This window comes from Pseudomonas zanjanensis, assembly GCF_014268745.2.
Classification (GTDB): domain Bacteria; phylum Pseudomonadota; class Gammaproteobacteria; order Pseudomonadales; family Pseudomonadaceae; genus Aquipseudomonas; species Aquipseudomonas zanjanensis.
In genome coordinates this window covers 481,141-499,265 of sequence record NZ_JABWRB020000003.1, presented here as the reverse complement: position 1 = coordinate 499,265, position 18,125 = coordinate 481,141, and the positions used below count along the sequence as shown (strand labels likewise).

The 18,125-nt window shown below is 62.3% G+C and carries 14 protein-coding genes; 9 read left to right on the top strand and 5 right to left on the bottom strand.

What is annotated here, in order from left to right; all coding sequences use genetic code 11:
- Positions 1 to 82 precede the first annotated feature (82 nt).
- Together HU715_RS21920 and ompR are read right to left on the bottom strand one after the other, a co-directional pair.
- Positions 83 to 1,396 carry an ATP-binding protein gene (locus tag HU715_RS21920; RefSeq protein WP_186707303.1) on the bottom strand — a complete coding sequence of 438 codons (1,314 nt, stop codon included), beginning with the start codon at positions 1,394 to 1,396 and terminating at the stop codon, positions 83 to 85.
- Positions 1,397 to 1,510: 114 nt separating this feature from the next.
- Positions 1,511 to 2,251: an osmolarity response regulator transcription factor OmpR gene (ompR, locus tag HU715_RS21915; RefSeq protein WP_003196691.1), complete on the bottom strand. Its 741-nt coding sequence runs from the start codon at positions 2,249 to 2,251 to the stop codon at positions 1,511 to 1,513.
- Positions 2,252 to 2,609: 358 nt separating this feature from the next.
- Between ompR and HU715_RS21910 the strand changes: the two genes are divergently transcribed.
- The 7 genes from HU715_RS21910 (at position 2,610) to tauD (ending at position 10,940) form a co-directional block, all read left to right on the top strand.
- Complete coding sequence (locus tag HU715_RS21910) at positions 2,610 to 4,934, top strand: Tex family protein (protein WP_186707304.1); 2,325 nt, start codon at positions 2,610 to 2,612, stop codon at positions 4,932 to 4,934.
- Complete coding sequence (locus HU715_RS21905; RefSeq protein ID WP_122565189.1) at positions 4,934 to 5,317, top strand: PaaI family thioesterase; 384 nt, start codon at positions 4,934 to 4,936, stop codon at positions 5,315 to 5,317. The genes HU715_RS21910 and HU715_RS21905 overlap by 1 nt, the downstream gene beginning before the upstream one ends.
- A gap of 270 nt (positions 5,318 to 5,587) precedes the next feature.
- Entirely contained in the window at positions 5,588 to 7,171 is a 1,584-nt protein-coding gene (gshA, locus tag HU715_RS21900) for a glutamate--cysteine ligase (RefSeq protein WP_186707305.1), read from the top strand.
- Between the two features lie 247 nt (positions 7,172 to 7,418).
- A complete protein-coding gene (tauA, locus tag HU715_RS21895; RefSeq protein WP_186707306.1) occupies positions 7,419 to 8,396 on the top strand; it encodes a taurine ABC transporter substrate-binding protein in 978 nt (325 codons plus the stop codon).
- A 20-nt stretch (positions 8,397 to 8,416) separates the two neighbouring features.
- Positions 8,417 to 9,211 (top strand): taurine ABC transporter ATP-binding subunit, encoded by a 795-nt coding sequence (tauB, locus tag HU715_RS21890; RefSeq protein WP_186707307.1) that lies wholly within the window; start codon positions 8,417 to 8,419, stop codon positions 9,209 to 9,211.
- A complete protein-coding gene (gene tauC, locus HU715_RS21885) occupies positions 9,208 to 10,047 on the top strand; it encodes a taurine ABC transporter permease TauC (RefSeq protein ID WP_186707308.1) in 840 nt (279 codons plus the stop codon). The genes tauB and tauC overlap by 4 nt, the downstream gene beginning before the upstream one ends.
- A gap of 50 nt (positions 10,048 to 10,097) precedes the next feature.
- Entirely contained in the window at positions 10,098 to 10,940 is an 843-nt protein-coding gene (tauD, locus tag HU715_RS21880; RefSeq protein WP_186707309.1) for a taurine dioxygenase, read from the top strand.
- A 198-nt stretch (positions 10,941 to 11,138) separates the two neighbouring features.
- Here the strand turns inward: tauD and mgrA are convergent, their stop codons facing one another.
- Positions 11,139 to 12,176 carry an L-glyceraldehyde 3-phosphate reductase gene (mgrA, locus tag HU715_RS21875; RefSeq protein ID WP_186707310.1) on the bottom strand — a complete coding sequence of 346 codons (1,038 nt, stop codon included), beginning with the start codon at positions 12,174 to 12,176 and terminating at the stop codon, positions 11,139 to 11,141.
- A gap of 330 nt (positions 12,177 to 12,506) precedes the next feature.
- Complete coding sequence (locus HU715_RS21870) at positions 12,507 to 13,397, bottom strand: LysR family transcriptional regulator (RefSeq protein ID WP_186707311.1); 891 nt, start codon at positions 13,395 to 13,397, stop codon at positions 12,507 to 12,509.
- 129 nt (positions 13,398 to 13,526) lie between these two features.
- Between HU715_RS21870 and HU715_RS21865 the strand changes: the two genes are divergently transcribed.
- Complete coding sequence (locus HU715_RS21865) at positions 13,527 to 14,267, top strand: SDR family oxidoreductase (protein WP_186707312.1); 741 nt, start codon at positions 13,527 to 13,529, stop codon at positions 14,265 to 14,267.
- 165 nt (positions 14,268 to 14,432) lie between these two features.
- Here the strand turns inward: HU715_RS21865 and betT are convergent, their stop codons facing one another.
- Positions 14,433 to 16,394 carry a choline transporter BetT gene (gene betT / locus HU715_RS21860; protein WP_186707338.1) on the bottom strand — a complete coding sequence of 654 codons (1,962 nt, stop codon included), beginning with the start codon at positions 16,392 to 16,394 and terminating at the stop codon, positions 14,433 to 14,435.
- Positions 16,395 to 16,876: 482 nt separating this feature from the next.
- Here betT and HU715_RS21855 point away from each other — a divergent pair, with 482 nt between their 5' ends.
- Entirely contained in the window at positions 16,877 to 17,875 is a 999-nt protein-coding gene (locus HU715_RS21855; RefSeq protein ID WP_186707339.1) for a D-cysteine desulfhydrase, read from the top strand.
- Positions 17,876 to 18,125 lie beyond the last annotated feature (250 nt).

The following is an 18,125-nucleotide window of genomic DNA, read 5'->3' as shown; positions in this document are numbered from 1 at the left end:
ACTGACACACCGCTATCGCGAGCAAGCTCGGCTCCCACAGGACTCGCTCCCACAGCGTCTCTGTCTTGCTTGAGAGAGATCGCTACACCGCATCCCGAGGCAGCATCAAGCCCAACGGCAACCGCACCCGAGCTTCCAATCCACCACCGGCGCGGTTGCGCAGCTCGACGTTGCCGCCGTGCATCGAGGCGATGCGCTTGACGATGGCCAGGCCCAGCCCCGTGCCCTTCCCCCCACGGGCGCGATCGCCCCGGGTGAAGGGGTTGAAGATGGCTTCCAGCTCCGAGGGATCGATGCCGGCGCCACGGTCCATGACGCTCAGCACCACGTAGGGCGCGCTGGTGTCGCCGGAGACATAGGCCGCGACTTCGACGCCAGCACCGGCATGGTTCAGGGCATTGCCGATCAGGTTGTTCAGCAAACGCTTCATCGACACCCGGCGTAATGGAAACGGCTGGATCGGTTCCAGGCGCAACTGCACTTTCTCGTCGTTCTGGTTATAGGGCGCGACCACTTCCCGCACCAACTCGCTGAGGTCCACCTCTTCCACGGACTCATCACGTCCGTCGCGAATGAACGCCAGGAACTGGTCGAGAATCGCGTCCATATCCTCGATATCGCGGACCATCTCGTCGGTCAGGTCGGTGTGCTCACCCATCAACTCCAGCGACAGCCGCAGCCGGGTCAGCGGCGTACGCAGGTCGTGGGAGACGCCCGCAAGCATCAATTCGCGCTCGCGCCCGGCCTGTTCCACATCCTCGGCCATCTGGTTGAAGGCACGGTAGACCTCAGTCATCTCGCTGGGCGTATCGCTGATGGGCAGCCGCACGCTGCGCCCCTGGCCCAGTTGCCGAGCGGCGTAGACCAGGCGCTTCAACGGTTGGTTGAGCTGGCTGACGAAGATCCACGCCGACGCGGTCGACAGCAGGCCGATAGCCAGGAACCAGCCGAGCACGTTCCAGATTTTCTGACCGCGCAGCGGATGCGGATACAGCGGCACCTTCAGCCAGCCATCCCCCAGGCTCGGGGCTCGCACCCAAAGCGCCGGCGGCGAATGCATGCGCAATCGCACCTCGGTATCGGCGCCCAGTTCGGCCTGCATCTGGCGTTGATAAATCTCGCTGTACGGCCAGTGCTGCTCGCCCACCGGCACGCCGGCACCGACGACGCGGATCAGCGTCGCCGCCTCGGCGATTTTCGCCCGGTTGGTTTCGTCCGCCGCCCAATAAGCCCGTAGGGTCAGAGCAACACCATGGCTGTACTGCCGGTCCACGAGCACGTCTTCGTTCATCAGCAGGTACACCAACGTCAGTGCCTTGGAGAAGAGCACGACGATCAGCACCAGCCAGAGGGTGCGGGAGAAGAAACTCTGGGGGAACCACACGGGGGTTTTCATGAATAACCGCTACACACTTGCAGGAGCGAGCGATGCTCGCACAATGACAGACCGCGAGTCGCCTGGAAGAAGACATTTCAACCGGCCAGGCCACCCGCTCCTACAAATCGCCGATCACTTGCTGGCGGCGCCATCCGGCACGAACACATAACCGACGCCCCAGACGGTCTGGATGTACCGCGGCTTGGAAGGATCGGGCTCGATCATCCGGCGCAGGCGGGAAATCTGTACGTCGATGGAGCGCTCCAGCGCATCCCACTCACGGCCACGGGCCAGGTTCATCAGTTTGTCGCGGGTCAGCGGCTGGCGGGCGTTCATCACCAGGGCCTTGAGCACGGCGAACTCACCGGTGGTGAGCATGTGGACCTCATCGCCGCGCTTGAGCTCGCGGGTGGCCAGGGACAGTTCATAGTCGCCGAAGGTCACGCTTTCGTCTTCGCTGCCCGGCGCACCCGGCACCGGTGCCGACTGGCGACGCAGCACCGCCTTGACGCGGGCCATCAGCTCGTCGGGGTTGAACGGCTTGGCCAGGTAATCGTCGGCGCCCAGTTCAAGGCCCTTGATACGGCTCAGCTCGTCGCCCTTGGCGGTGAGCATGATGATCGGGATCTGGTTGTTGGCGCCGCGCAGGCGGCGGCAGGCAGTCAGGCCGTCTTCGCCGGGTAGCATCAGGTCGAGTACGACCAGGTTGAACACTTCACGGGCCAGCAACCGGTCCATTTGCTCGGTGTTCGGGACGGTGCGGGCGCGGTAGCCCTTGCTGACGAAAAAACGCTCCAGCAGGCTGCTCAGCCCTGGATCGTCGTCAACAATCAGAATTTTTTCGCCTTCAGCAGTTTGTGCAGTGCTGCTCATAGGAAGCTCCTTTGATCTTGGCGCGCATTATGGCTTAGCTGCCGTTATACGCACCGTGTGCATTGTTAGCAGATTTTTCCTCTATCTCCAGCAAACCGCCCATCAAAGCCACATTCCACAACGCCCCCCGAACAGCGGAACGCTGGTTATAATGCGCGGCCCTTTGTGCCAGGGCAGACCGGATCGCCGGATCGGCGCCGCGCTTTATTATCTTGGCCAGGCAGCACTTTTTGAATTTCGCGGGTCAACAGGCAGCCTTTTGACCCAGGCAGCGGCGCATGCCAGGCCGCTCAACCAGTCTCGCCGAGCCCTGTTTCTGCGGTGGCGAGCCTGATTTCACAATTTGTCAGGTGGTTTTATGGACAGCATCAACAGCCGCATCGCCGAGGAACTCGGTGTACGCCCACAGCAGGTCGAAGCGGCCGTCGCGCTACTCGATGAAGGCTCCACGGTGCCTTTCATCGCCCGTTACCGGAAAGAAGTGACCGGCAGCCTCGATGACACCCAATTGCGGCATCTGGAAGAGCGCCTGCGCTACCTGCGAGAACTCGACGAACGGCGTATCAGCATCCTGGCCAGCATCCAGGAGCAGGGCAAGCTGACCCCGCAACTCGAGCGCGACATCAAGTTGGCCGACACCAAGACCCGTCTCGAAGACTTGTACCTGCCCTACAAGCAAAAGCGCCGCACCAAGGGCCAGATCGCCCTGGAAGCCGGCCTCGGCGAGCTGGCCGACGGCCTGTTCAACGACCCGACCCTGGCCCCGGAAACCGAAGCCGCGCGCTTCGTCGATGCCGAAAAAGGCGTGGCGGACGTGAAGGCGGCGCTGGAAGGCGCCAAGTACATCCTCATGGAGCGTTTCGCCGAAGACGCCAACCTGCTGGAAAAGCTGCGCAGCTACCTCAAGCAGGAAGCCACCCTCAGCGCCCGGGTCATCGCCGGCAAGGAAGAGGAAGGCGCGAAGTTCCGCGACTACTTCGAACACGACGAACCGCTCAAGAGCATGCCGTCCCACCGCGCCCTGGCGATTTTCCGTGGTCGCAACGAAGGCATTCTCAGTTCTGCACTGAAGGTCGGTGAAGAATTGCCCGGCACCATGCACCCGTGCGAAGGCATGATCGGCCAGCAGTTTGGCATCCAGAACCAGAACCGCGCCGCCGACAAATGGCTGGCCGAAGTGGTGCGCTGGACTTGGAAGGTCAAGCTCTACACCCATCTGGAAACCGACCTGCTGGGCGAGTTGCGTGACAACGCCGAGACCGAGGCGATCAACGTGTTCGCCCACAACCTGCACGACCTGTTGCTGGCCGCGCCGGCCGGCCCGCGCGCCACCCTGGGCCTTGACCCGGGCCTGCGCACCGGTTGCAAGGTGGCCGTGGTGGATTCCACCGGCAAACTGCTGGACCACGCCACGGTCTACCCGCACGTGCCGCACAACAAGTGGGACCAGACCCTCGCCGTGCTCGCCGCCCTGTGCGCCAAGCATTCGGTGGACCTGATCGCCATCGGCAACGGCACCGCCAGCCGTGAGACCGACAAGCTGGCCGCCGAGCTGATCAAGAAATACCCAGCCATGAAGATGACCAAGGTCATGGTCTCCGAGGCCGGCGCTTCGGTTTACTCGGCGTCGGAACTGGCTTCCAAGGAATTCCCGGACCTGGACGTGTCGATCCGTGGCGCGGTGTCCATCGCCCGTCGCCTGCAGGACCCACTGGCAGAGCTGGTGAAGATCGACCCTAAATCCATTGGTGTCGGCCAGTACCAGCACGACGTCTCCCAACTGAAACTGGCGCGCGGCCTGGACGCCGTGGTGGAAGATTGCGTGAACGCCGTGGGCGTGGACGTGAACACCGCTTCGGTGGCGCTGTTGGCGCGCATTTCCGGCCTGAACGCCACGCTGGCGCAGAACATCGTCACCCACCGTGACGAACACGGCGCGTTCAAGACCCGCGCCGCGCTGAAGAAGGTCCCACGCCTGGGCGAGAAAACCTTCGAACAGGCCGCCGGTTTCCTACGAGTCATGAATGGCGACAATCCGCTCGATTCGTCGGCGGTCCACCCTGAAGCCTACCCGCTGGTGCAACGTATCGCCGCCCAGACCGACCGCGACATCCGCTCGCTGATCGGTGACGCCGCGTTCCTCAAGCGCCTGGATCCGAAGAAATTCACCGACGAAACCTTCGGCCTGCCGACCGTGACCGACATCCTGCAAGAACTGGAGAAACCGGGCCGCGACCCGCGTCCAGAGTTCAAGACCGCCGAGTTCCAGGACGGCGTCGAAGACCTCAAGGACCTGCAACCGGGCATGATCCTCGAAGGCGTGGTGACCAACGTCACCAACTTCGGTGCCTTCGTCGACATCGGCGTGCACCAGGACGGTCTGGTACACATCTCGGCCTTGTCAGAGAAGTTCATCAAGGACCCGCGCGAAGCGGTGAAGGCCGGTGATGTGGTGAAAGTGAAGGTCATGGAAGTCGACATCCCACGCAAACGCGTCGGCCTGTCGATGCGCATGAGCGACACGCCGGGCGAGAAAGTCGACGGTGCCCGTGGTGCGCGTCCTGGCTCGACGCCACGCCAGTCGCAAAACACCGCGCCACGCAAGGAAACCGCCACCGCGGCCCCGGCGAACAGCGCCATGGCTTCGTTGTTCGCCAACGCCAAGCAGTTGAAGAAACGCTGATGGACGCACCGGCCGGGTTGGTCGAGAGCGCGTTCTTCAAGCTGCTCGGCTGCCGTCTGCAGAGCCTTGGGGATGGGGTGGCGCAAGTCGCCCTGAGCCTCGAACCGCCGCTGCGCAACCGCGGCGGCAAGCTGCACGGCGGCGCGCTGTTCAGCCTGGTGGACATTGCCATGGGACTGGCCTGCTCCAGTGTCCATGGCTTTGACCAGCAGAGCGCGACCATCGAATGCAAGATCAACTACATTCGCGCCGTGTCCGACGGCGACGTGTTGTGCACCGCCCGGGTCATCCACCCCGGCCGGCGCACGCTGGTGGTCGAGGCCGAGGTGATGCAAGGCGACAAACTGGTCGCAAAAGCGCAAGGCACGTTCGCTGTCCTATAGCTCCCTGTCATTGATTTGAGTTAATTTCGACGCATGAATGCGGTGTCGAAATTTCTCCGTGGGAGCGGGCTTGCTCGCGAAGGCGGTGTGTCAGGCGACTACAATGTTGACTGACAGTCCCTATTCGCGAGCAAGCCCGCTCCCACAGGGGATCGAGGCGATCAGTCCTTGACCCAAAAAACCAGGCGAAAACGCCAGTTTTAACTTCACCCTTGTAGACCGTCTTGCCCACCCCCATATTGGGGCGACTGACGCGTGAAGGAATTCAACTTGAGCGACCTTTTAAACCGCCGCCTGGCCCTGCTCGGCGAGCGCGCCAACCTCTCCCTGCTCGAACAGTGCCTGCACGGCATCGAGCGTGAATGCCTGCGCGTCACTGGCGATGGGCGCCTGGCGCAGACCCCGCATCCCAAGGCCCTGGGCTCGGCGTTGACCAACGAACAGATCACCACCGACTATTCCGAGTCGCTGCTGGAGTTCATCACGCCGGCCCTGGCCAACCCGGCCGATACCCTGCGCAGCCTCGACAAGATCCACCGGTTCGCCTACAGCAAGCTCGGCGACGAGTACTTGTGGAGCCCCTCGATGCCGTGCCCGTTGCCGGCGGAAGAAGACATCCCGATCGCGTATTACGGCACCTCGAATATCGGTCGGCTCAAGTACGTCTATCGCCAGGGCCTGGCCCTGCGCTACGGCAAGACCATGCAGTGCATTGCCGGTATCCACTACAACTTTTCCCTGCCGGAAAAACTCTGGCCGCTGCTCCGGCAGGACGAAGCCGCCGAGGTGAGCGACCGTGACTTCCAGTCGTCAGCCTACATCGCGCTGATCCGCAATTTCCGCCGCTACAGCTGGTTGCTGATGTACCTGTTCGGTGCCTCGCCGGCCCTGGACATCGGTTTCCTGCGAGGCCGTCCGCACCAGTTGGAGCAGTTGGATCCGGACACCTTGTACCTGCCCTACGCCACCAGCCTGCGCATGAGCGACCTGGGTTACCAAAGCAACGCCCAAGCCGGCCTCACGCCGTGCTACAACGACCTGGCGAGCTACACCGACAGCCTGCGCAAAGCGGTGGCGACGCCCTACGCACCGTACGTCGAAGTCGGCACGCACCAGAACGGCGAGTGGGTGCAGCTCAATACCAACATCCTGCAGATCGAAAACGAGTATTACTCCAACATCCGCCCCAAACGCGTGACCTACACCGGCGAGCGGCCGATCCAGGCCTTGATGGCCCGGGGTATCCAGTACGTCGAAGTGCGTTGCCTGGACATTAACCCGTTCCTGCCGATGGGCATCGATCTCACCGAGTCGCGCTTCCTCGATGCGTTCCTGCTGTATTGCGGCCTCAACGACAGCCCGCAGCTGGAAAACAACGAATGCGGCAACGCCACCAGCAACTTCCTGACCGTGGTCAAGGAAGGCCGCAAGCCTGGCCTGCAATTGCAGCGTCAGGACCAAGCGGTGGATATGCAGACCTGGGCCGTCGAATTGCTGGAAAAAATCGCCCCGCTGGCCTCGTTGCTCGACCAGAGCCAGGGTGGCGATGCCCACCGCCAGGCCCTGGATGCGCAACTGGCGAAAGTCCGCGACCCGTCCTTGACCCCTTCCGCCCAGGTGCTCGCCGCCATGGCCGAACACCAGGAAAGCTTCGCCCAGTTCTCCCTGCGCCAGAGCAAGGCCCACGCCGAGTTCTTCCGCGCCGAGCCGTTGCCTGCCCAGGAGCAAGCGACGTTCGAGGAAACTGCCCGTAAGTCATTGGTCCAGCAGGCCGAGCTGGAACAGAACGAGGTGGGGGATTTCGATGTGTTCGTGGGCTCGTATCAGGCGAGCATCCTGGCGATCAGCAACTGACACCTCGCTGACAAGAACGCTTTTGTGGCGAGGGAGCTTGCTCCCGCTCGGCTGCGCAGCAGTCGTGAAAACGGGCCTGCTGCGCAATCCAGCGGGAGCAAGCTCCCTCGCCACAAAGGTTCCGAGCCGCTCTCGATAGATTTTTTCGAAAATAAGCTCATTCGAAAAAGTTATTTATTTTCTAATTCTTAGATCATTTAGTCTCCTCCAACGCCGAACTCCCGGCGGCCTGTTGAGGAGCTTCCCCATGTCTTTGCGCTTCCCCCTTCGCCTTCTCGCAGCCGCCTCCCTGGCTGCAACGAGTCTTTTTGCCCAGGCGGCCGACCTGACCGTCGCTTACCAGACCACCGTCGACCCGGCCAAAGTCGCCCAGGCCGATGGCGCCTATGAAAAAGCCACCCAAGCCAAGATCGACTGGCGCAAGTTCGACAATGGCGCCGACGTCATCACTGCCATTGCCTCGGGCGATGTGCAGATCGGCTACCTCGGTTCCAGCCCGTTGACCGCGGCCATTACCCGCCAGGTCCCGGTGGAAACCTTCCTCATCGCCACGCAGATCGGCGCCGCCGAAGCCTTGGTGGTGCGTGACGGCTCTGGCATCAATTCACCAAAAGACCTGATCGGCAAGAAAATCGCCGTGCCGTTCGTCTCCACGGGCCACTACAGCCTGCTCGCCGCGTTGAAGCACTGGAACATCGACCCGTCGACAGTCACCGTGCTCAACCTGGCGCCACCGGCCATCATCGCTGCCTGGAAGCGTGGCGACATCGACGCGACTTATGTCTGGGACCCGGCCCTGGGCGTGGCCAAGGAAAACGGCAAGGTGCTGATCACCTCCGCGGAGCTGGCCAAGTTCGGCGCACCGACCTTCGACGCCTGGATCGTGCGCAAGGACTTCGCCCAGAAGCATCCCGAGATTGTCACCGCCTTCGCCAAAGTGACCCTGGATGCCTACGCCCAGTACCGCAAGGACCCGCAGGCCTGGCTGGCCGATGCGTCCAACGTCGACAAACTGGTGAAGCTTTCCGGCGCCAAGGCCAGCGATATCCCGCTGTTGCTGCAAGGCAACGTCTTCCCCCTGGCAGCCGATCAGGTCGTGAGCCTCGGCGCGCCGACTACCCAAGCCATCACCGACACCGCGGCGTTCCTGAAGGAGCAAGGCAAGGTCGACGCCGTGCTGCCGGACTACGCACCGTACGTCAGCGCCAAATACATCACTCGCTGATCGAAAAAGGGAGACACGCGATGGCCTTGCTACAGCTGGAGCGCATCAGCGCACAGTACCCCGGCGCGACGGAACCGGTGCTGGCGGATATATCCCTGACCCTGGGGCCGAAGCAATTGCTGGTTGCCCTCGGCCCGTCCGGCAGCGGCAAGACCTCGCTGTTGAACCTGATTGCCGGGTTCGTCGAGCCCAGCGCCGGACAGATCACCCTCGACGGCACACCCGTCAAGGGCCCGGGCGCCGAGCGCGGCGTGGTGTTCCAGGACGATGCGCTGCTGCCTTGGCAGGACGTGTTGGCAAACGTTGGGTTCGGCCTGGAACTGGCCGGGGTCGCCAAGCAAACGCGCGAAGCCCGGGCTCGGGAAATGCTGGCACTGGTGGACCTGGCCGGCTTCGAGCAACGCCGCGTCTGGCAGCTCTCCGGCGGCCAGAAACAACGTGTTGGCCTGGCCCGGGCATTGGCGGCCGACCCTCGCGTGCTGTTGATGGACGAACCGTTCGGTGCCCTGGATGCCTTCACCCGCGAGCAGATGCAGGAACTGTTGCTGCAGGTCTGGCAGCGCACCGCCAAGCCGGTGTTCCTGATCACCCATGACATTGAAGAAGCCGTGTTCCTTGCCACTGACTTGATTCTGCTGGCACCGAACCCGGGGCAAATCGTCGAGCGCCTGAGCCTGGATTTCGGCCAGCGCTACGGGGCCGGGGAATCGGCGCGCTCGATCAAGTCCGACCCGCGCTTCATCGAAACCCGCGAGCATGTGCTCGCCAAAGTGTTCTCCCAACGCAGCACCACTCGGCCACAGGAGCGCGCATGAGCAGCTATGAAATTCCAGCGGTGGTCCGTGACGCGGCGACCAAGCCCACGGCCCGTGGCTTGAGACTCCACCTGAGCACGCGCTGGATCAGCGGCTTGACCCTGATCGCCTTGCTGGTGATCTGGTGGGCAGTCACCGCCAGCGGCCTGATCGAACCGCTGTTCCTGCCCTCACCGTCGGCCGTGCTGGAAAAAGGCTGGCTGCTGGCGACTCGCGGCTACATGGATTCCACCCTCTGGCAGCACTTGGCCGCCAGCCTTGAACGCATTGGCCTGGGACTGTTGTGCGCGGTACTGACGGCGGTGCCGGTAGGCATCGCCATCGGCGCCAACCGCATCGCGCGCGGCGTGCTCGATCCGTTGATCGAGTTCTACCGGCCGATTCCACCGTTGGCGTACCTGCCGTTGATCGTGATCTGGTGCGGCATCGGCGAGCTGTCGAAGGTGCTGCTGATCTACCTGGCGATCTTCGCCCCGATTGCCATTGCCACCGCCACCGGCGTGCGCACGGTCGATCGGGCCAAACTGCGCGCGGCGCAATCGTTGGGTGCCACGCGGGCCCAGTTGATTCGCCATGTGATCGTGCCCAGTGCCCTGCCGGACATTCTCACCGGCATTCGCATTGGCCTGGGTGTGGGTTGGTCGACGCTGGTGGCCGCCGAACTGATTGCCGCCACCAGTGGCCTGGGGTTCATGGTGCAGTCGGCGGCGCAGTTCCTCGTTACTGACGTGGTGGTGCTGGGCATCCTGGTGATCGCACTGATCGCCTTCGCCATGGAAATGGGCCTGCGCGCCCTGCAACGCAAACTGGTGCCGTGGCACGGCCAGATCCATTGATATCCAATGACCACGCCGACCATTCGGCGCCCCAGACCGAGAACATTGCGATGAACCGTCCGACCATTACGCCTTTGAGCACCGCCCTCGGCGCGCAGATCGATGGGATCGACATCAGCCAGCCGCTGAGCCTGGCGGATCGCGACACCGTTGAGCAGGCGCTGCTTGAGCATCAGGTATTGTTTTTCCGCAACCAGCCGATCGAGCCGCCCCAGCAGGCACGCTTCGCCGCGTATTTTGGCGACCTGCACATTCATCCGATCTACCCCAACGTGCCGGAGCAGCCCGAAGTATTGGTACTCGACACCGCCGTCACCGATGTGCGCGACAACGCCGTGTGGCACACCGACGTGACCTTTCTCTCGACGCCCGCCCTGGGCGCGGTGCTCAGCGCCAAGCTGCTACCGGCGGTGGGTGGCGATACGTTGTGGGCCAGTGGCATCGCCGCCTACGAAGCCTTGTCGACGCCCATGAAACGTTTGCTGGAAGGCCTGACGGCGATCCACGATTTCACCCGCTCGTTTCCGTTGGAGCGGTTTGGCAATAGCGCCGAGGACCTGGCGCGCTGGGAAGAAGCACGGCGAAAAAACCCGCCGCTGTCCCATCCGGTGATCCGCACTCACCCGGTGAGCGGGCGACGGTCGATGTTCGTCAATGAAGGCTTCACTACGCGCATCAACGAGCTGTCGGACACCGAGAGCGAGGTGATCCTGAAACTGCTCTTCGCCCATGCCACCCGCCCGGAGTTCACCCTGCGCTGGCGATGGCAGGTCAACGACGTGGCGTTCTGGGACAACCGCGTCACCCAGCATTTTGCCGTGGACGACTACCGCCCTGCCCGGAGGGTGATGCACCGTGCGACGGTGTTGGGGGATGTGCCGTTTTTCAGGTGAGTGTCTTGCCCGAATGTTTTTCCGGGGTAACGCATATCCCCGTGGCGAGGGAGCTTGCTCCCGCTCGACTGCGCAGCAGTCGCAAAACCTGCCCCACTGCTTTTCCTGATACGCAGTGTTGAATGGGTTTGGGGCCGCTTCGCGGCCCAGCGGGAGCAAGCTCCCTCGCCACAGGGATTTGTGTGCACCCTACTTGCGTTACTCAGCCGACGAAGGCTTCTCCCAAAGATTGATCCCGCCTTCCTGGGCAAACCGGTCGATCTCGGCCAGTTCGTCGGCGCTGAAACTCAAATTCTGCAACGCCGCGACGTTCTCGATGATCTGCTCCGGCCGGCTGGCGCCGATCAGGGCGGAGGTGATCCGTGGGTCGCGCAAAGTCCAGGCCAGGGCCATCTGGGCCAGGCTCTGGCCGCGTCGCTGGGCGATCTCATTGAGCGCCCGCACGTGGGCAAGGTTCTCCTGCGACAAGTGCGAAGCCTGCAACGAACCGCCCCCCGGACGATTCACTCGGGCATCGGCCGGAACGCCCTTGAGGTACTTGTCGGTCAGCAGGCCTTGGGCCAAGGGGGTGAAGGCGATCACACCCGTACCCAATTCCTCGGTGGCATCCAGCAGGTCTTTTTCCACCCAGCGGTTGAGCAGGTTGTAGGCCGGTTGGTGAATCAGCAAGGGGACTTTCCATTCCTTGAGCAGCGCCGCCATTTCCCGGGTCTTCACTCCGGAATACGAGGAAATGCCGATGTACAGCGCCTTGCCCTGCTGCACCGCAGTGGCCAGCGCACTGGCGGTTTCTTCCAGGGGCGTATCGGGGTCGAAACGGTGGGAATAAAAGATATCCACATAGTCCAGCCCCAGGCGCTGCAGGCTTTGGTCGAGGCTGGCCAGCACGTATTTGCGCGAGCCCCCGCCCTGGCCGTAAGGCCCCGGCCACATGTCCCAACCGGCCTTGCTGGAGATGATCAACTCATCGCGGTACTGCTTGAAGTCTTCGCGTAGCAAGCGGCCGAAATTGATCTCGGCGCTGCCGTAGGGCGGGCCGTAATTGTTCGCCAGGTCGAAATGGTTGATGCCCAGGTCGAACGCCGTGCGCAGCAAGGCGCGCTGGGTGTCGATGGGCGTGCTGTCGCCAAAGTTATGCCACAACCCCAGCGACAACGCCGGCAGCACCAGCCCGCTGCGCCCGACGCGGCGGTAAGGAATGGACTCGTAGCGGTTTTGCGCAGCGGTGTAGGTCATCGAAAAGGCTCTCTGTTCGGACGGCTGGAGGCAGAAGCTAACATTTCACAGACGCCTCGGTCAGGCGGAAAGTTCGCGAATCAAGTGTGGGAGCGAGCTTGCTCGCGAACGCATCTGCCCAGACAACCCAGAACCCGTGGCGAGGGAGCTTGCTCCCGCTGGCCTGCGCAGCAGGGCCCCAGCATGCTGACAGGCAGAACGCGTTGTTTGATTTTACGACTGCTGCGCAGCCGAGCGGGAGCAAGCTCCCTCGCCACGGGGGCTTGGCAATGGCCGGAATTTGGTACCCATCCCACAGGGTTTTGCAGTGCGAGGAAATCGGGGACCACGTTAACGCGCCTGCGCAAACACCTCCGCCACCCAGTCCACGAATACGCGAACCCGCGGCGACATGAGTCGGTTGTGCGGATAGAGCACCGACACCGGCATGGACGGTGGTGGGGTGTGGGTGAGGACCTCCTGCATCAGGCCCTGCCGGATCGGCTCTTCCATTCGGTAATGCGGGCATTGGATCAGGCCCAGGCCGGCGATGGCCGAGGCGGCGTAGATTTCCGCGCCGGACACCGACAATGTGCCCCCGATCGGAACTTCCTTGAGCTCGCCATCGACCATGAACTCGAATGGATACAGCTTGGCGGTGGTCCGCGAGACGTAATTCACTGCCCGGTGATGTTTCAGGTCATCGAGGCTTTTCGGTTCGCCGTACTGGCGCAGGTAACCGGGACTGGCACAGGTGATCTGCCGAAGATTGGCGACACGCCGGCCGATCAATGACGAATCCGCCAGCGTACCGGAGCGCAACACGCAATCGACGCCCTCGGCAATCAGGTCGACGAAACGATCCGCTTCGCTGATGAACAGTTCTATTTCGGGGTAGCGGGCCATGAATTGTGGCAACGCCGGAATGACGAAATACCGAGCCTGGGTGCCGTGCAGGTCTACTCTCAGTTTGCCTTTGGGCGCCACGCCACGAAACGCCAGCTCGGCTTCTTCCAGCTCCGCCAGCAATTGCACGCAACGCGGGTAATAGGCTTCGCCGTCGAGGGTCGGGCGCACCTTGCGGGTGCTGCGCTCCAGCAAACGCACGCCCAGCCAGGCTTCGAATTGGTTGAGTGTGTGGGTCAGCGTGGCCCGGGGCATGTTCAGGTCTTCAGCGGCCAGGGTGAAACTGCTGCGCTCGTAGATGCGGACAAACACCCTCATTGCCTTGACCTGATCCATCTGAATCCTGCGCTCTGATTGTTGGGAAATGTTGAACAGTCAAGGCAACTTTCCGGCATTTATCGCCAAGAGTAAACATGTGAATCTGGCTTCAACGACTCAAGCCTCAACAACAAAGGGAACCCTCACATGACTGTTCAAAACTCGAAAGTTGCCATCGTGACCGGCGCCTCCCGCGGCATCGGCGCCGAAATCGCCAAGCACCTGGCCAGCGAAGGCTTCGCCGTTGTCGTCAATTACGCCAACAGCGCCAGCGAAGCGTCCAAGCTGGTGGTGCAATTGCGCCAGGCCGGCCACCAAGCCATAGCGGTCAAAGCCGACGTATCCTCCGCCGCCGATGTGCGTCGGCTGTTCGATGAGACCGAAGCGCAGTTGGGCAAGGTCGATGTGTTGATCAACAACGCCGGCATCCTCCAAGTAATGCCCCTGGCGCAGCACAGCGACGAGTTGTTCGACCAGACGTTCGCCATCAACACCCGTGGCACCTTCAACACCCTGCGCGAAGCCGCGAGCCGACTGAACGACGGCGGCCGGATCGTGAATTTTTCCAGCAGCACCGTAGGCCTGAACCTGCCCGGCTACTCGGTGTACATCGCCAGCAAGGCGGCGGTGGAATCCTTGACCCAGGTATTTGCCAAGGAACTGCGCGGTCGCCAGATCACGGTCAATGCCGTAGCTCCCGGCCCGGTCGCCACTGAGTTGTTCATGCACGGCAAGAGTGAGGAGCAGGTGCAACACTACGCCAAGATGCCGCCCCTGGAGCGCCTCGGCCAGCCGCAGGACATTGCCAGCATCATCGCGTTCCTGGTGAGCCCGGCCGCGGGCTGGGTGAATGGACAGATCTTGCGGGCCAATGGCGGGCTGGTCTGAGGTTTAGTTCTGTGGCGAGGGAGCTTGCTCCCGCTGGGTCGCGAAGCGGCCCTGTTCTGGGACTGCTACGCAGCCCAGCGGGAGAAAGCTCCCTCGCCACGGTTTGTATGTTTGCCTGTGGCATCTACTTAACTGACAGGCATTAGGCACTGCGGTCCCTTTGGGTCACCGCACCAAATGCAGGAACTGCAGGTGCCGCTCGTACTGGTCGAGGATGTCGTTGATGACTTGCTCCTTGGTGTAGCCCACTAGGTCGTAATCCTGGCTGCCTTCGCTCAAGTGCACCTCGGCGCGGTAGTAACGACGGTTGTTCAATTGCTTGGACCCCATGCCGCCACGGGCGAAGGACGGCGTGAAGTAGCCGCGCATCTGCACCTGGTAGATGAACGGATGCTGCTCGCCATGGCCAATCTCCAGGCTGACGCTGTCGTTGGCCGGGTCGGGCTGGGTCACCACCGTCAGGCCCTTCTCGGCAAACACCGCGGTCACTTCTTCAATGGCCGGGCGCACCGTGGTGTCGAGAAAACGGTACACCTCATCACGGGACGGGAAATGCACCGCCTGGCTCAAGCGTTGGCGCCAGCCGCCCGTGCCCCGACGTGAACCCGAGACCGGTGCCAGGGAATGCAATTGTGCGATCTGCTTCTGGGACTCCAGGTAGAACGCCTTGTGCAGGCCCCACATCATCAGCAAGAGAATCAGCGAGAACGGCAGGGACGTCAGCACCACCGCCGACTTCAAGGCATCAATGCTGCCGGAGAACAACAACGCACTGGTCACCAGGGCGGTCATCGCGCCCCAGAACACTCGCAACCATTTCGGCCCGTCCTCGTCGGGGTTGCCACCCTTGGCCGACAGCGTCGACAGCACCACGGTGCCTGAGTCGGCGGACGTGACGAAAAACACGAAGCTGATGAACACCGTGACCGCGATGACGGTCTTGCTCCAGGGGTAGGTCTCCAGCAGCAGGTAAAGGCTCATCGATGGGTTTTCCAGGGCGGACATGCCCAGGGCGCTCATGCCGTGGTTCAACACCTGGTCGATGGCGCTGTTGCCGAAGATCGACATCCACGCCAAGGTGAACCCCAGGGGAATCAGCAACACGCCAAACACGAACTCACGGATGGTGCGGCCACGGGAAATCCGCGCGATGAACAGCCCCACGAACGGCGACCACGCGATCCACCAGGCCCAGTAGAACACCGTCCAGCCACCCAGCCAGTCGCTGGGTTCGTTGTAGGCGTACAGATCGAAACTCTTCATCGGCAGGGCGCCGAGGTAATCGCCGATGTTCTGGATCAAGGTGTTGAGCAAATGCTGGGTCGGGCCGGCGAACAACACGAACAGCAACAACGCGCAGGCCAGCAGCATGTTGATGTCGGACATGACCCGCACGCCCTTGTCGACGCCGGCCACGGCGACGATGATCGCCGCCCCCATCATCAGCACGATCAGGCCGACCTGAATCCATTGGGTGTGGGCGATGCCGAACAGATAATCGAGCCCGGAATTGAGGTGCAGCACACCAAAGCCCATGTCCGCGCCGAGGCCGAACACCGTCGCGATAATGCCGAAGCCGTCCACGGCGTAACCGATGGGACCGTTGATGCGCTTGCCGATCAGCGGGTAAAGCGCCGAGCGCAGGGCCAGGGGCAAATTGTGCCGGTAGGCGAAGTACGCCAGGGCCATGCCGACGAACGCAAAAACGCCCCAGCCATGCAGGCCCCAGTGCAAGAACAAGATCTGCATGGCCTGGCGCGCTGCCTGCGCGGTACCGGCTTCACCCTGGGGTGGCTGCACCATGTGAGTCAGCGGCTCGGACACGCAGAAGAAAAACAGCGTGATGCTGATGCCGGCGGCGAACAACATGCCGGCCCAGGACAGATAACTGAATTCGGGCTCGTCGTGGTCGGCACCGAGCTTGATCTTGCCGTAGCCGGACAAGGCGGTGACCACCACGAAGACCAGATACAGCGTCATCGCCAGCATGTAGTACCAGCCGACCGTATTGGCCGCCCAGTTCTGCGCCGCCAGCAACCAGGCGCCGGCCTGGGCGGGCATGGCAATGACCACCAGGCCGAACAGCAGAATGAAAGTCGCGGCGAAGTAAAAGACCGGCGGGTTCATGCGGACCAGGCCGCTGGGTGGAAGGGACGAAGCGCTCATGGACGAGGCACCTCGGGAAGCGAAAGGGCGGCAGTGAAATACGGACTCGGCAAAGGCAAGCCTCCTGTTGTGAGCGGGCAGCAAACCGACGGTTTAACTTGAATGAACGTTCAAGTTAAACATGAATAGGCAGCTAAGGACTAATCGCAGGGCTAAACGGCATGTTTCCTACACTAGCTTACGGGTGGGTATGACGGTGCCAGTAGAGCATTCGTTCATTAGCGGCAATCCCAATGTGGGAGCGGGCTTGCTCGCGAAGGCGTCGGCATATCCAACATCATCGGTACAGACAGATCGCTTTCGCGAGCAAGCCCGCTCCCACAGGTCAAGTACAGGACAAGCGGGCGGTGTCGCCAGATCCAAGCTCGGACAAAAACATGCCGGTTGCCCCTGAATATCCGCATGCCTATAGTCCAGGCATCGCCTACAACCAGTACGGACCCATGATCAAACAACAGCTGTCTCGCTTTAACCGTCTCGACCTGCTCGGCCATCCGACACCGCTGGAAAAACTCGACCGCCTCTCCACCTGGCTCGGCCGCGACCTCTATATCAAGCGCGACGACCTGACGCCCCTGGCCTTGGGCGGCAACAAACTGCGCAAGCTCGAATACCTGGCCGCCGATGCCATCGCCCAGGGCGCCGATACCCTCATCACCGCCGGGGCGATCCAATCCAACCACGTACGCCAGACCGCCGCCCTCGCCGCGAAGCTCGGCCTGGGTTGCGTGGCCTTGCTGGAAAACCCCATCGGCACCGAAGACAGCAATTACCTGGGCAATGGCAACCGGCTGCTGCTGGAGCTGTTCGACGCCAAGGTCGAATTGGTGGCAAACCTGGACAACGCCGATGAGCAATTGCAGGCCCTCGCCGGTCGCCTGCGCAGCAATGGAAAAAAACCCTACCTGGTGCCGATTGGTGGTTCGAACGCCTTGGGTGCGCTGGGTTATGTACGCGCCGGCCTGGAACTGGCCGAGCAGATCAAGGACACCGGGATCGAGTTCGCCGCCGTGGTATTGGCCTCGGGCAGTGCCGGGACCCACAGTGGCCTGGCGTTGGCCTTGAGCGAAAGCCTGCCGGCGCTTCCGGTCATTGGCGTCACGGTTTCGCGCAGCGAGGAGGACCAGTTTCCAAAGGTCCAGGGCCTGGCCGAGCGCACGGCCGCGTTGCTCGAAATCGCCTTGCCAGAAGCGTTCAAAGTGAACCTGTGGGATGAATATTTCGCCCCCCGCTATGGCGAACCGAACGCCGGGACACTGGCGGCGATCAAGCTGCTGGCCAGCCAGGAAGGGTTGTTGCTCGATCCGGTCTACACCGGCAAGGCCATGGCCGGCCTGCTTGACGGCGTGGGTCGCAACCGCTTCGACGAAGGCCCGATCATCTTCCTGCACACCGGCGGCGCACCGGCGCTGTTTGCCTATGACGCAGCGTTCCAGGCTTAGTGAAGTGCTCTTGTGGGAGCGGGCTTGCTCGCGAAGGCGTCGGCACATCCAGCATCACCTGGACTGACAAATAGCTTTCGCGAGCAAGCCCGCTCCCACAGAATCGACATCACATTTGGAATATGTAGATGATTTAATATTATTTTCCAATCTATAAAAGCCACCCTATAGTCTCGCCGCAGGCGCATTTGCCGCGAGACGCCCAGGCTGCTTTAAGGCAGGATGTGGCAATCTTTTTGGATCGCGGCTA

What these genes read in the sequence shown, in the direction of transcription:
- HU715_RS21920 (WP_186707303.1), bottom strand. Translation starts at nt 1,396, where the DNA reads ATGAAAACCCCCGTGTGGTTCCCCCAGAGTTTCTTCTCCCGCACCCTC.
- ompR (WP_003196691.1), bottom strand. Translation starts at nt 2,251, where the DNA reads ATGAGCAGCACTGCACAAACTGCTGAAGGCGAAAAAATTCTGATTGTT.
- HU715_RS21910 (WP_186707304.1), top strand. Translation starts at nt 2,610, where the DNA reads ATGGACAGCATCAACAGCCGCATCGCCGAGGAACTCGGTGTACGCCCA.
- HU715_RS21905 (WP_122565189.1), top strand. Translation starts at nt 4,934, where the DNA reads ATGGACGCACCGGCCGGGTTGGTCGAGAGCGCGTTCTTCAAGCTGCTC.
- tauA (WP_186707306.1), top strand. Translation starts at nt 7,419, where the DNA reads ATGTCTTTGCGCTTCCCCCTTCGCCTTCTCGCAGCCGCCTCCCTGGCT.
- tauB (WP_186707307.1), top strand. Translation starts at nt 8,417, where the DNA reads ATGGCCTTGCTACAGCTGGAGCGCATCAGCGCACAGTACCCCGGCGCG.
- tauC (WP_186707308.1), top strand. Translation starts at nt 9,208, where the DNA reads ATGAGCAGCTATGAAATTCCAGCGGTGGTCCGTGACGCGGCGACCAAG.
- tauD (WP_186707309.1), top strand. Translation starts at nt 10,098, where the DNA reads ATGAACCGTCCGACCATTACGCCTTTGAGCACCGCCCTCGGCGCGCAG.
- mgrA (WP_186707310.1), bottom strand. Translation starts at nt 12,176, where the DNA reads ATGACCTACACCGCTGCGCAAAACCGCTACGAGTCCATTCCTTACCGC.
- HU715_RS21870 (WP_186707311.1), bottom strand. Translation starts at nt 13,397, where the DNA reads ATGGATCAGGTCAAGGCAATGAGGGTGTTTGTCCGCATCTACGAGCGC.
- HU715_RS21865 (WP_186707312.1), top strand. Translation starts at nt 13,527, where the DNA reads ATGACTGTTCAAAACTCGAAAGTTGCCATCGTGACCGGCGCCTCCCGC.
- betT (WP_186707338.1), bottom strand. Translation starts at nt 16,394, where the DNA reads ATGAACCCGCCGGTCTTTTACTTCGCCGCGACTTTCATTCTGCTGTTC.
- HU715_RS21855 (WP_186707339.1), top strand. Translation starts at nt 16,877, where the DNA reads ATGATCAAACAACAGCTGTCTCGCTTTAACCGTCTCGACCTGCTCGGC.